Raw genomic sequence first — 13,259 nt, 5'->3', positions numbered from 1 at the left:
ACTATCTATTTTGTTCATTTCGTGTTGTTCCCTACATGTTGTATTCCTTTTACCATAAACAAAAGCAGTACACAACTTGTGCACTGCTTCGCCTACTCGTTTACTCAGTAACCATAGATTATTCTACCGAAATAATATATGGATATAATCCTTGTTTACCGTTAAATAACTCCACTTCTACCTCTGGATAGTTCTCTTCGATAAATTGGATTAATTCAGAGGCATTTTCTTCAGAAGTATCTTCTCCGTAAATAACCGTAACGATTTCAGTATTCGCATCTACTAAATCTGTAATGACTTTCTCAGCAGCATCTTTTAATGCTGGTGTAGATAGTACAATTTTCCCTTCAGCAAGTGCCATAAAATCGTCTTTATGAATTTCTACGCCATCAATAGACGTATCACGCACTGCATAAGTTACTTGACCTGTTTTTACATGAGCAAATGCTTCTGTCATCGTTGATTGGTTTGTTTTAACCGTTGCTTCTGGATTGAACGAAAGAATAGCAGCCATCCCTTGAGGAATCGTTTTTGTCGCTACAACTGCCGCTTCAATATCCAATAGCTCTACAGCTTGTTCAGCTGCCATTACGATATTTTTGTTGTTCGGTAAAATAAGTACTTTTTCTGCGCCAATTTCCTGAACAGCTTTAACAATGTCTTCTGTTGAAGGATTCATCGTTTGTCCGCCTTCAATAACATAAGAAGCACCGATTGAACGTAATAAGTCAGCTACACCTTCTCCCATCGCAATCGTTACAATGGCATATGGGTGCTTTTCAGCTTTTTTCGCTGGAGCTGATGCTTTGTAATCTTCACCAACAATAGCCGAATGTTGCTCACGCATATTATCGACTTTAATTTTAATAAGGCTACCGTATTTTTGACCCATCGCTAAAACTGCGCCCGGTTGCTCTGAATGAATATGCACTTTAGCAATTTCTTCATCTGAAATAACAAGTAAAGAATCACCTAATGGATTTAATTCATTGCGGAATTGCTCCTCGCTAAATGGCTCTTTTCCTTCTTCCAAACGAACCATAATTTCCGTACAATAACCAAATTCAATATCCGCAGTATTCATGAAATCTTGTGCTCTGTGATGTTCTGCATTAATTAAATCGTCTAATGTTGCATCATTTTTTTCCGGTAAAGGCTCACCCTTTAAAGAAGCTAAAAAACCTTCATAGACAAATAGCAATCCTTGACCGCCACTATCCACAACACCTACTTCTTTTAATACAGGTAAAAGGTCAGGTGTACGCTGTAGCGAAGCCTTTGCTTCTTCAGTAAATGCTTCCATCACAGCGATGATATCGTTTTCACTTTCGGCAACTTCAACACCTTTTTTTGCCGCTTCACGCGCAACAGTTAAGATTGTTCCTTCAACTGGCTTCATCACCGCTTTATAAGCAGTATCTACACCAGCTTGGAATGCACCAGCAAAAGCTTTTGCATCAATCGCTGCATCTTTTTCTACAAATTTTCCAAACCCACGGAAAAGTTGTGATAAGATAACACCCGAATTCCCACGAGCGCCCATTAGTAATCCTTTTGATAAAGCTTGCGCCGTTTTCCCAATATGTTCTGATGCTTGTAATTCTGTTTCTTTGGCACCAGATGTCATCGATAAATTCATATTTGTCCCTGTATCCCCATCTGGTACTGGAAATACATTTAAAGAATCTACATAATTTGCATTTTGATATAGGTGATGGGCACCCATTTGTACCATTTCAGCAAATTTTAATCCGTCTATAGACCGCATTCGATTTTGTTCCTCCTCTTACTCATTCGCTACACGAACGCCCTGCACAAAGATATTGACAGATTTTACGCTCATACCTAATGTTTTATCTACTGTATATTTCACTTTCGATTGTACTTGATAAGCAACTTCCGAAATTTTAGTCCCGTAACTAACAATAATGTACATATCAATATGTAAATCTTCTTCTTGTTGTCGAATTACAACACCTTTTGCAAAGTTCTCTTTACGTAAAATATCAGTTAGACCATCACGAATCTGATGTTTTGATGCCATGCCAACAATACCGTAGCATTCTATAGCAGCGCCACCAGCAATCTGTGCAAGTACATCAGTTGAAATATCAATTTGGCCGAATTCGTTATTTAATTCAATTGACATAGAAATGCCCCCTTGGCTCTTTTTGACTAAATTATATTGTACCACTTTGGGTATACATTAAGCAACCTAAGTTCCCTTGAAAGCGCCTTGTGTCAACGTTTTTAGCGTTTCATTCCAATCATCACAGTCTACGCTATTTATTGCGAACTAGTCTTTATTGAACTAGTACTAGCTTTGCCTGAAGTTATACTAACAAAACCTATTTTCATTTTTATTAATCAAACTTCCTTTCCACGCATAAAAAAGCTGATGTATTTAAACATCAGCTTCACGTATTAAGTATTTAAGTGCCTGGTACTTCGTATAGGTGCCTAGCATATTATCGGCTCCTAAATCGTAAAAATCCACTTCACTTTCGCGGGCACGACGTAAGCGCCACTCTTTCTTGAGCGCGTTCCCACAGTGTAAGTGGATTTTCACTTGGCCAGTCATAAAACACATGATTAGCATGAAAATTGTTTGAGTGCCTGGCACCTTCTATAAAATTATCAATATAAGCTTTTAATAAGTGTTTCAATCATAACAGGCATTTCTTTAAATGCGCTATCAACATGTAACCGTTCTGTCTTCTGGTGTGCGTCTTTGCCGAAAGGTCCAACATTTAGCACTGGGCCTTTCAAATCAGCCATCGCTTCAAATGGAATACTATACGTATCACCATAAACAGGCGTGTTTCGCTCAAATGCAGTCCAGCCATTTGAGTCATCTGTATAATTGACATAACTTAAATCACAAATGCCATTGAAATAGTGAATTTGCTCAATTTCGATATCAAATGTTTTAGCTGTTTTCTTCATTAATTCAATTGATTGCTTCACTAACGGATGCTCTGATGAATTGATTGCAGGATAATATGGTGGTGCATACAACAGCACAGTTGCTGGTGTTAGCTCCTGACAACGAATCATTAATTGATCTACAATACGAATCGATTTTTCACGGTCATCCCACGATGCATTTTCTAGAACCTGCTTTTTAATGTACTTCACTTCTTCAGCGCCAAGTTTATTTATAGCATGCTCTAAAACTGTTTCGTAACGAAGTACTCTTACTTCCCCAACACCTTGTACTTTTTCACGCTCACAAATTTTATTGTATTGCATATTACAAGCAGCCATTGCCTCCAATGCGACTTGTTCAAAAATTTCCATTACCTCTGTTGCTGTTCGCTTCAACAAAAATACATTGTAGAGCGCAGCAGCACGATATGGCGTTTGTGTCGAATACTCCATTTTTAAATCTTTTAATTGTAATGATACTGGCAATGGTGTACTTTCACCTAAATCCGTTTCACTGAACACCGGATTCCACTCCATATGCTGCGTCATATAAGATGCAATATAGTTTGCTGTCATGCCTTTTAACGGTTCACCTACATGTGTCTCCTTCCCATAAAATAAAGCAGCAGGCATAATTTTTCCTATCGTGCCCGAATAAATATATTCATTTATATCAGAAGGTCCTTGTGAGAACGATGGCTCACTATTTAAAAACAACTTATATGTTAAACCATATTGTTCACGTAGTCTTACTAGCTCGACTACTGCTGCACGCATACCAGCCGAGTTCACTTCTTCATCTGGTACCGCTGTTAAAATAAGATTGATTGGCCATTGTTCGATACTAGCTTTCTCAATTAATTGCATATGCAAAGCAAGACCCATTTTCATATCCATTGTTCCACGACCAAACAAATAATTGCCTGATTCTAAATCAATTCTTGCCGCTTCTGGTAAATCTTTTTTATACTTTGGCTCCATCAGCTTGCTCGTTAATTCTTCTGGGCGACAGGAAAAAGGTTCAAGCTCTCCATATTCCTCAGTGTGAACGGTATCAAAATGACTAATCAGCACTACTGTTTCCGTTGCAGTTGGATGCTTGTACAACGCTGTTACCGCATGGCGACCTAGTCCTGCGTCATGTAATTCGATATAGTTAGGGTTGTCTTGAAAATAAGTAAGCGTTTGCAGTGTATCTCTTAATTTATAGGCAAATTCATTTTCACCTGGTGTTAATGTTCTGCTTTCCCAACTTACAATTTCACATAATAATGCCCGAAGGTCTTCCGATGTATTCCATAAATATTTGCTCATAGTTAAAATCTCCTTTATTCGATAAATGCTTTTCCTATATCAGGAGCATTCCATTATGAATTTATTTTCGCTGTCTCATCAGTATCTGAAGAAACTGTACTTACTTTACTCAATTTCAGCTTATAAAATAGCATACAAGCAATAAAGAACCCTATACCGTATAATAAGCCGATTCGTTGTGTTGGATCGAATGCTAAAAATACGAGAATGACTATACAAAAAACAATACAAAATAGTGGAATTAAAGGATATAGCGGCGTTTTAAATTTCAAATCAGCCACGTTACCTCCCCCTTTAACATAACGGTAACGGAACATTAATTGGGACATTGCAATACCCATCCAAGAAATTGTCACCGCAATGCCCGCAATGGACATAAGCAATACAAATACCGCGTCGGCTTCCATCACACTCGTTAGCAAAGATAAAAGCGAAAATAGCATAGTGAAAATAAGCGCATTCAATGGCACTTTATTTTTTGTTAAACGTCCAAAGTACTTTGGAGCCATTCCCTCTTTTGACATCGACCATAGTAATCGTGTTGAAGCATAAAGGCATGAGTTACCTACAGATAATATCGCTGTCAAAATAACGAAATTCATAATGCCAGCTGCATAAGGTACACCAGCAATTTTCATCAATGTTACGAAAGGACTTTCAAGAAGCCCAAGCTCAGATGACGGGAAAATCGCAGACAATACAATAATCGAAGCAATATAAAATACAATAATTCTAAAAAGGATTGTACGTATTGCCCTTGGAATGTTCTTTTCTGGATTTTCTGTTTCACCAGCAGCAATACCTACTAGCTCGGAGCCTTGATAAGAGAATATAACATTCATCATTGTTACAAAAATAATTGTAATACCCGCAGGGAATAATCCTGTCGGTGCTAAATTCGTTAAATGCGGTGCTGGACGATCCGCCAGAGGAAGCCAGCCAAATATCGCAGCCGCACCAATAATAATAAAGGCAATAACGGCAACAACTTTAATGCTCGCAAACCAGAACTCTGCCTCTGCAAAACCTTTCGTTGTTAAGGCATTTAATGTAAACAAAAGCACCATGAAGACCGCACACCAAATCCAAATAGGTACATTCGGGAACCAATGTTGCATTAATATCCCCGCTGCGGTAAACTCCACCCCTGCGGTGGCGGCAGATCCGACAAAGTACATCCACCCTAAAGAAAAACCTGCTGATGGGCTTATAAAACGTGTTGCATATGTTTGGAAAGAGCCTGTTACTGGCATGTATACTGCCAATTCTCCAAGACAGTTCATGACCATATATAAAATAAAGCCCCCAAACAAATAGCCAATTAATGCTCCACCAGGGCCTGCTTGATTAATTGTATAACCTACATTTAAAAATAACCCTGTCCCAATCACTCCACCAAGTGATAGCATCAATAAATGTCGACTCTTCATAGAGCGTTTCAATACATTATTATGCTGTTGTTCCCCTTTGCTCAAAGCGTTTCCCCATTTCCATATGTTGTCAAATTATTAAATATTCAGTTATTTAGAGGACTAAAACACCCAATCAATTTTTCCCCTACAAATTGATTGGGCATATATACATTTAATTAAAAACGAAGGGATAAGCAGCTTAAGCCGCCGTCATGTTTTCTAAACTCAGACATATCAAGTTCAATTGTTTTATAGCCTAAGTCATTTAATTTACGATTTGTATCAGGGTAGCCAGCTGGAATAATGACATAGTCATTTACTTGAATGCAGTTCGCTGAATACTCATCTTCTTGTGGAATAACAATTTTTTCATATGATGCAAAAGCAGGGTGGTCGATAAACTCTCCAGCAACGACCATACGATTTTGTCCAACGTAAGCAATTCCCGTTTTTAAATGGAAGAATTCTTTTAATGGAATAATCGTAGCTTCATAGCCTTCTTTTTCAACAATTTCTTTAAATTGTCGTGCACCTTCTTCGTTTGTACGATCAGAAATACCTACATAAAATTTCTTTTCTGCTTGTAAAACATCTCCACCATCAAGTGTACCTGGCGCTTCGATGTAATATAGTTTGTCATAGAATTTTTTAACTGCTGGTTCAATATCTTCAATTTCGCGATTACGCGCTTCCGCTCCTGGATTTGAAATAATAGCAAACTCAGAAGTTAGTACTGCTGTATCTTCTACAAAAGTAGCATCAGGGAAAGCTTCATCTGCCGCTAGTTGTGTAACCTCTACACCACATTTTTTTAAAGCTTCTACATATTGTACGTGCTGCTCAAATAACTTTTCTAAAATAGGTTTTCCTAGATCACTCGTTGTTAAACCGTTTACAAAGCTATTACCTGGATTTTTTACAATGACATTTTTAAACATTTTTATTCGTCTCCTTTTTTATCCTCTGATTACAGGACAAGTTAGACATGTTGGTCCACCTGTTCCTTTTACTGTGATTTCTTCACCTTTATATTCATAAACTGTAGCGCCTGCATCCAATAACTGCTGTTTTGTAGATGGGTTACCTTCAGGAATAACACATACTCTTGGTGCAAGTGCCAAGACATTACAGCCGAGCGTGTCATATTCATCTTTAGGTACTTCAACTAACTGAATCCCTCGTTCAATAAGAAGCTGACGGAAAAATACTGGCATTAAACGAGAATGTACTACTGCCAAATCCTTGTCCACCATACTAATAAAGGACATTAGATGTAAGCATTCCGCTTCACCTAAATCATGAGGAAGCTGTACAACGATAAATTCATCGACAACATCCGCTGTCATTTCCTTAATTTGACGAATGGCTTCATCATTCGTGCGATATCCTCGGCCAACAACAAGTGTACGGTCATCAAGCCAAACAATATCCCCACCATCTGAAACAGCATCGCCTGACAGTTCCCCTATGATAGAAATGCCTTTGCTTTGTAAAAATTCCTTGTATACAGTTGCTTCAGGTTGTCTCAATTTCTTTCCAGATTTCAAAATAATCGCACCGTGTGGCGTGAATTTAACAGGATCATGCGCATAAAGCGAATCTAACCCTACATCATCTGAAGCTGGTAAATAATCAATTTGTTCAACATACTTCTCTAAAATTGCTATAAATTCAGCATATTCTGTAATGGCCTCATTATAGTTTGGTTCTGATAAATAGTTGAAAGTTTTCCATTCATCCGTTAGATGCTCTTGGCTTTTAAAAGCTTCTTTTGGATGTTTGACAATTACGTGTTTTAAAGGTGCATACATGGATGAACAATAATGCATACCTTTCACCCCTTTTCCGTGTAGTGGAAAACGTTTCCGTTAAGAGGAAAGTTTATATAAAAAATATATGCGTTTTATGTTATACTGTCAATATATTTAGAAAAATTTTAATATTAAACAATTTTAAAAGTGCTTACTCATTTGGAATGAACTAGACGTAAACAGAGAATAAAAATACAATATGATTAGAGGAGGTGGGACAAAATGCAGTTATTAGAACGAGCAATGACAATTGCTAAAGTGTTAGCTTCAGAAGCAGCAGAAGGCAGTTTGTCTATTTCAGAGCTATCCACCAAATGCGATTTACCACTAAGTACATTACATAGAATTTTAAAAGCGATGATTGCACAAGGAATGATTGAACAAGACGAGCAAACGAAACACTACCGCCTTGGAACGATATGGATGGAATTAGGCTTACAAGTGTATGATACGATGGACTATATTAGCAAAATTAGACCCGAATTAGAGCGCCTAGCAAGAGAAGTTGAGGAAAGTGTTTATTTAAGCAAGCCTGCGGGGTTAGATACTATTATTATCGAAAGAATTGATAGTGCAGCAAATCCGATTCGAATTTATGATCAACTCGGTATTCGCATCCCAATGCATATAGGAGCAGCCAATAAAGCATTGTTAGCCTCTATACCTACTGTACAAGCTAAGGAAATTATGAATCAACTAGTCCCTATCGAAGAAATGGCTGATTTAGAAGAACAATTAGAACAAATAAGGAAACAAGGCTATGCTATAAGCCACGGTGAACGAACGGCTGGTACTTCCTCAGTCGCTGTAGCTGTTTTTAATGGGTTCGGAGAAATTATAGGTGCTGTTAGTATAGGCTTTGTTAGCTTTAACGTTAGCGACAAACATATCAACTTCCTTATAGAAAGCCTAAAAGAAACAGGAAAACGTGTTTCAACAAAGCTTGGCTACCGCGGGAAGTAATTTATTAAATATACACTGTACAATGAATCTAGTGACCATTGTACAGTGTTTTTTTCATAGCAGATTTTTGTCTGTAAAGGTTTTTTTCTTGAAAGGTTATGTGAAAACTGTTGCACTGAATGACTTCGTATGTTAAATTATTATGGTATGTGAAATACCGAACTGAAATAATAATCTTTCAGCATCAACTGTAAGGAGGGAATACAACATGCCAAAACAATGTGTAATCACTGGACGTAAAGCTCGTACTGGTAACAACCGTTCCCACGCTATGAACGCTAGTAAACGTACTTGGGGCGCTAACCTTCAAAAAGTTCGTATCCTAGTTAACGGTACACCAAAACGTGTATGGGTTTCTACTCGTGCTTTAAAATCAGGTAAAATCGAGCGCGTTTAATAACCGCTTCTAAAAAATCGATTTCGCATATAGCGTAAATCGATTTTTTTCTTTCATTATTTAAGGCAGACTACCAACCGCCTTTATATAGCTATGAAAAAAAATCCGACTGGCATCAGTCGGATTTTTTAGCTTCTTTCTTATCTTTTTTAAATAGGTTAATACACGTACGCGTAATGCTACTCACAACTTTCGGCAATTGGAACGTATATACTTTCAGGACTCTCTCCCCCTTACGCTAATCTATGCTTCTTATCATTAAACATATGCCTTGCGTAAAGGATATAGACCCTAAAGTGCCTATTATTTCATTACTTGTAAATCGACTTGAACCTAATGAAATTTCTTCATTCGTCGTTTCATATTTAACATGTCTTAATGTAACCCCTAGAATAGGTTGCTCATGCGCAAAAAAAGACAAATAGCGATAGCGATCATCCGCTTGAATTGTGTGCGTGCCTGGCACCAAAAACTGCAACATATTAGCATGATTAATAATTTTCAACACAAGTAGGGGATGTTCTATCTGTAAACGATAGATCGAACGAACAGCTGCCTCATAGTGATCCAAACGACCACCTGTAACACCTGTCAACACAATATCGCTAGGGGCATAGGTTAATGCCTTTAATAGCGCTAAATCCGTATCCGTTTCATTCTTTTCTTCTCGGAAACGCTGAGCATCATTTGCATGCTCCATAACATATTGATATTCCTCTTGTGATAATGAGTCAAAATCACCAACAATGGCATGTGGTCTAATTCCTTGCTCAATTAAATACAGCGATCCTCGGTCTGCACCGATAAATATGACATCATTTCGCTTATTATACGGCTCAAAGGAACAAAGCTCCTCTTTCGGACCGCCCGCACAAACGACAACAGTGGTCATCCTTTAATCGCAGCCTCACCAGCAGTTAGAATCTCTTGCAGTGCCGCTGTTCTGTCTTCTTTGCTGTATATCGCTGAGCCTGCTACAAAAATTGTTGCCCCTGCTTTTGCACAAGGAACAATTGTTTCCGCATTAATACCACCATCGATTTCAATCGCAACGTCTAAGTTACGCTCTTTAATAATTGTTGATAACGCTTCAATTTTTGGCACAACAGAATGAATGAACTTTTGACCACCAAATCCAGGATTCACTGTCATAAATAACACCATATCAATATCCTCTAAAATGTGTTGAATAGATTCAATTGGTGTATGTGGATTTAATACTACACCTGGCTTTACTCCATAAGAACGAATCAATTGAATTGTACGATGTAAATGGCGACAAGCTTCTACATGTACTGTAATATAGTCTGCTCCCGCTTTAGCAAATTGTTCAATATATTGATCTGGGTTTTCAATCATGAGATGAACATCTAACGGTAAATCCGTTAAAGGACGAATGGCATCCAACACAATTGAGCCAAATGAAATATTCGGTACAAAATGACCGTCCATCACGTCGATATGAATAAGCTTTGCACCTGCTCGTTCTACGTCTTTAACTTCTTCTCCTAGTTTTGCAAAGTTTGCTGCTAAAATTGATGGTGCTATTTGTATCATGATTAATACCTCGGCTTTCGATCCATAATTTCTTGCATAAATTGTTCGTAATGCTTGTAGCGGTACTCACGAATTTCTCCAGTTTCGACTGCTGCCTTAACTGCGCATTTAGGTTCCTTCAAATGCAAGCAGGCTCTGAATTTACAATCCTCAGCAATTCGTGTTATCTCTGGAAAACATGCACCTAACTCTTCTTTTTCAATTTCATCAAAATCAAATGAGCTAAATCCTGGTGTATCCGCCAATAAACCGTCACAAACTTCTATTAACTCAACATGACGAGTCGTATGTTTGCCTCGTCCTAAGCTTTGCGAAATAATGCCTGTTTTTAAATTTAAATCAGGGATTAACGTGTTCAGTAATGTTGATTTCCCAACACCAGATTGTCCAGCAAGCACCGAAGTTTTCCCCTTTAAAATTGGCTGAAGTCGATCAACTAGTTCTTCCTCATCTTTATAGGTTTGAAGCACTGTATATCCCATGTTTTCATAATCTTCTATATAGCTCTGTAATTCCTTACGCTCATCGTCTTCTATTAAGTCCATCTTTGTAAGGCAGATGATTGGGTGTACATGAAATGACTCTAAAACGACTAGGAAACGATCGAGTAAAATTGTATTGAAGTTTGGCTCTTTTACAGAAAACACTAAAATGCCTTGATCGATATTGGCAATCGGTGGACGTACAAGTTCATTTTGACGATCAAGTATTTTTTGAATTGTACCATCTGATCCTTCTGTTTCAAGTGTATACTCAACAAAGTCACCGACTAGCGGGGATTCTCCGCGATTGCGAAATACCCCACGTCCTCGACATTGTAAGAGCTCTTCACCATTATAAACATAATAATAGCCACTTAATGCTTTACGAATTTGGCCTTGCGCCATCCAATTCCCCCTTATTTAACGTCATCATAATTAAAGCTTTCTGACTCGATAATTTCAGAGTCACGGATTATTTTATAAGCCGCTTCTTCACCTTCTACGATGACGAGTTGTATTTTGTATTGTCGGTCACTAGTAATAGTAAATTCATCAAAGGTTTTCACCATTGTATGGGTTTTATCTTGAATTTCAATGCGTATAACTTGTTCAGCGCCTTCTTCAGACGGCTCATATGGAATTAAAACATTTTTAATAAATGTCTTCACAGGTTTCTCAGCCGGTCCTTTACTTAAAACAACTGCAATTGTATCGCCTTCCATTAAGCTAGTACCCGGTTTCGGCGTTTGTGAAATGACACTGCCCGCTGCGACGGTATCATTGTAATCCTCTCGAACGGTACGCCATTTCAACCCTACTCGATTTACGTAATCATCCATTTGAGCTTTCGTGTAATTTGCAACACTATCTACTGTAATCATCTTTACGCCTTGGCTTATCGTAAATGTAATCGTTGCATCTTTAGCGATTATCTCAGCACCCTCTGCCGGATCTTGTTCAATAATTTGTCCTTCAGGCTGTTTGGAATGCACATAATTTTTTTGGATTGAAAGTTTATCTTTTAACAATGACTCAACTTGACTAATTTGTTGCCCCGTGTAGTCATCAATTTTAATCGTTTCTACACCTAAACTGACAATTAACCCTACTTCAGTTCCCTTAACTCGCTTTGCACCTTCTGCAGGGTCTGTTTCAATGACTTTGTCTTTTTCAACTTCCTCAGAATTACGCTCTTGTTTTTGTTCTGCTACAACAAAGCCTTCATCTTGTAATTTTTTTGTAGCTTCTTCTACCGTTAAATTAGCAACACTAGGCACCTCAATTTTTTTCGGACTAAATAAATCTGTTGCAAATAAAAAGAATAGGAACATAGCAATAACGACTACTAATAGCCCCGTCACATATATTGGCCATTTTTTCTTTTGTTTAACAGGCGCCACTTTTTCAACAGGTTTCTTAGTCTTTGCTTCAACTTTCGACTGTGTGATAGGCGCCATCGCTCTTGTTTGCGTTAAATCCTCATCTTTGCGTATTGGCTGTTCCTTTATAATTGGAATGGCTCTTGTAGCGTCATTATCGATAGGAATCGTAAACTTTGGTTCATTAATACGTGTTGATGATAATACCGTATCCAAGTCCTCTTGCATTTCTTCTACGGTCGCATAACGATGGGAAGCATCTTTGGCAGTAGCCTTTAACACCACATTTTCTAGACTTTGCGGAATTGTACCATCAAATGCTCGAACCGATGGTGTCTCTGATTGCAAATGCTTAAGTGCAATGGAAACAGCAGATTCACCCGAAAAAGGCAATTCCCCTGTTAGTAATTCATACAACACAATGCCAAGCGCATAAATATCTGATTTATTTGTTGCTGTTCCACCACGCGCTTGTTCTGGTGATAAATAATGCACAGTCCCTAGCACAGAATTTGTTTGGGTAAATGATGTCGCACTCAGCGTCATAGCTATTCCAAAATCCGTAATTTTCACATTACCATCCGCATCCATTAAAATATTTTGTGGCTTAATGTCACGGTGGATAATATGATTTTCATGGGCATTGGCAATCGCTGACGTTAATTGCTTCATAATATGCACACTTCTGGCAGGAGAAATTGGTGCAAATTCCTGTATGTACTGCTTTAACGTCTTTCCTTGAACATATTCCATCACTATATAATGCAGATCTCCATCATCACCTACATCATAAATACTTACAATATTTGGATGTGTAAGGCTTGTAACTGAAAGTGCCTCACGTTGAAAACGTCGATGTAATTCATCCTCATTGGTAAAATCATAGCGTAATATTTTTATTGCTACATCCCTATTTAATATCATATCATGCGCCAAGTATACATTGGACATGCCTCCGCCACCAATGAGATCTATAATTTTATAACGGTCACTAATTCGTTTTCCTACAAGCATAC

13 protein-coding genes are annotated in these 13,259 nt (G+C 38.0%); 2 read left to right on the top strand and 11 right to left on the bottom strand.

Annotated elements, in window-relative coordinates:
• Positions 1-118 precede the first annotated feature (118 nt).
• The 6 genes from ACIQXW_RS00685 to ACIQXW_RS00660 all read right to left on the bottom strand — a co-directional run bounded on the left by ACIQXW_RS00685 (position 119) and on the right by ACIQXW_RS00660 (position 7,483).
• Positions 119-1,768 carry a DAK2 domain-containing protein gene (locus ACIQXW_RS00685; protein ID WP_402759386.1) on the bottom strand — a complete coding sequence of 550 codons (1,650 nt, stop codon included), beginning with the start codon at positions 1,766-1,768 and terminating at the stop codon, positions 119-121.
• An 18-nt stretch (positions 1,769-1,786) separates the two neighbouring features.
• A complete protein-coding gene (locus tag ACIQXW_RS00680) occupies positions 1,787-2,149 on the bottom strand; it encodes an Asp23/Gls24 family envelope stress response protein (protein ID WP_024362072.1) in 363 nt (120 codons plus the stop codon).
• Between the two features lie 488 nt (positions 2,150-2,637).
• Positions 2,638-4,242, bottom strand: a complete 1,605-nt coding sequence (locus ACIQXW_RS00675) for a M20/M25/M40 family metallo-hydrolase (protein ID WP_402759384.1) — start codon at positions 4,240-4,242, stop codon at positions 2,638-2,640.
• Between the two features lie 53 nt (positions 4,243-4,295).
• A complete protein-coding gene (locus ACIQXW_RS00670; RefSeq protein WP_340826529.1) occupies positions 4,296-5,672 on the bottom strand; it encodes an amino acid permease in 1,377 nt (458 codons plus the stop codon).
• Positions 5,673-5,830: 158 nt separating this feature from the next.
• Positions 5,831-6,592: a dimethylarginine dimethylaminohydrolase family protein gene (locus ACIQXW_RS00665; protein ID WP_401020421.1), complete on the bottom strand. Its 762-nt coding sequence runs from the start codon at positions 6,590-6,592 to the stop codon at positions 5,831-5,833.
• An 18-nt stretch (positions 6,593-6,610) separates the two neighbouring features.
• Entirely contained in the window at positions 6,611-7,483 is an 873-nt protein-coding gene (locus ACIQXW_RS00660) for a dimethylarginine dimethylaminohydrolase family protein (protein WP_401020422.1), read from the bottom strand.
• 204 nt (positions 7,484-7,687) lie between these two features.
• Here ACIQXW_RS00660 and ACIQXW_RS00655 point away from each other — a divergent pair, with 204 nt between their 5' ends.
• Entirely contained in the window at positions 7,688-8,428 is a 741-nt protein-coding gene (locus tag ACIQXW_RS00655) for an IclR family transcriptional regulator (protein WP_402759382.1), read from the top strand.
• A 208-nt stretch (positions 8,429-8,636) separates the two neighbouring features.
• Positions 8,637-8,825, top strand: a complete 189-nt coding sequence (gene rpmB / locus ACIQXW_RS00650) for a 50S ribosomal protein L28 (protein WP_340825892.1) — start codon at positions 8,637-8,639, stop codon at positions 8,823-8,825.
• Positions 8,826-8,940: 115 nt separating this feature from the next.
• Here rpmB and spoVM read toward each other — a convergent pair whose 3' ends face one another.
• The 5 genes from spoVM to pknB are packed head-to-tail and all read right to left on the bottom strand — an operon-like array spanning position 8,941 to position 13,257.
• Positions 8,941-9,045, bottom strand: a complete 105-nt coding sequence (gene spoVM, locus ACIQXW_RS00645) for a stage V sporulation protein SpoVM (protein WP_401020558.1) — start codon at positions 9,043-9,045, stop codon at positions 8,941-8,943.
• Between the two features lie 18 nt (positions 9,046-9,063).
• Positions 9,064-9,717, bottom strand: coding sequence for a thiamine diphosphokinase (locus tag ACIQXW_RS00640; protein ID WP_340825893.1), 654 nt, complete (start codon positions 9,715-9,717; stop codon positions 9,064-9,066).
• Positions 9,714-10,382: a ribulose-phosphate 3-epimerase gene (gene rpe / locus ACIQXW_RS00635; RefSeq protein ID WP_401020425.1), complete on the bottom strand. Its 669-nt coding sequence runs from the start codon at positions 10,380-10,382 to the stop codon at positions 9,714-9,716. Before rpe ends, ACIQXW_RS00640 begins: the two co-directional genes overlap by 4 nt.
• A 2-nt stretch (positions 10,383-10,384) precedes the next feature.
• On the bottom strand, positions 10,385-11,269 hold the full coding sequence (gene rsgA / locus ACIQXW_RS00630; protein WP_340825896.1) for a ribosome small subunit-dependent GTPase A: 885 nt from the start codon (positions 11,267-11,269) through the stop codon (positions 10,385-10,387).
• Positions 11,270-11,280: 11 nt separating this feature from the next.
• Entirely contained in the window at positions 11,281-13,257 is a 1,977-nt protein-coding gene (gene pknB / locus ACIQXW_RS00625; protein ID WP_340825897.1) for a Stk1 family PASTA domain-containing Ser/Thr kinase, read from the bottom strand.
• Positions 13,258-13,259: the final 2 nt, after the last annotated feature.

The sequence above is a fragment of the Lysinibacillus sp. NPDC097162 genome, from assembly GCF_044762185.1.
Classification (GTDB): Bacteria; Bacillota; Bacilli; order Bacillales_A; family Planococcaceae; genus Lysinibacillus.
This window is presented reverse-complemented; position numbering and strand designations above follow the sequence as displayed.

Bases quoted from the DNA above. Each gene is read 5' to 3' on its own strand.
- ACIQXW_RS00685 (WP_402759386.1), bottom strand. From the start codon at position 1,768: ATGCGGTCTATAGACGGATTAAAATTTGCTGAAATGGTACAAATGGGT.
- ACIQXW_RS00680 (WP_024362072.1), bottom strand. From the start codon at position 2,149: ATGTCAATTGAATTAAATAACGAATTCGGCCAAATTGATATTTCAACT.
- ACIQXW_RS00675 (WP_402759384.1), bottom strand. From the start codon at position 4,242: ATGAGCAAATATTTATGGAATACATCGGAAGACCTTCGGGCATTATTA.
- ACIQXW_RS00670 (WP_340826529.1), bottom strand. From the start codon at position 5,672: ATGAAGAGTCGACATTTATTGATGCTATCACTTGGTGGAGTGATTGGG.
- ACIQXW_RS00665 (WP_401020421.1), bottom strand. From the start codon at position 6,592: ATGTTTAAAAATGTCATTGTAAAAAATCCAGGTAATAGCTTTGTAAAC.
- ACIQXW_RS00660 (WP_401020422.1), bottom strand. From the start codon at position 7,483: ATGCATTATTGTTCATCCATGTATGCACCTTTAAAACACGTAATTGTC.
- ACIQXW_RS00655 (WP_402759382.1), top strand. From the start codon at position 7,688: ATGCAGTTATTAGAACGAGCAATGACAATTGCTAAAGTGTTAGCTTCA.
- rpmB (WP_340825892.1), top strand. From the start codon at position 8,637: ATGCCAAAACAATGTGTAATCACTGGACGTAAAGCTCGTACTGGTAAC.
- ACIQXW_RS00640 (WP_340825893.1), bottom strand. From the start codon at position 9,717: ATGACCACTGTTGTCGTTTGTGCGGGCGGTCCGAAAGAGGAGCTTTGT.
- rpe (WP_401020425.1), bottom strand. From the start codon at position 10,382: ATGATACAAATAGCACCATCAATTTTAGCAGCAAACTTTGCAAAACTA.
- rsgA (WP_340825896.1), bottom strand. From the start codon at position 11,269: ATGGCGCAAGGCCAAATTCGTAAAGCATTAAGTGGCTATTATTATGTT.
- pknB (WP_340825897.1), bottom strand. From the start codon at position 13,257: ATGCTTGTAGGAAAACGAATTAGTGACCGTTATAAAATTATAGATCTC.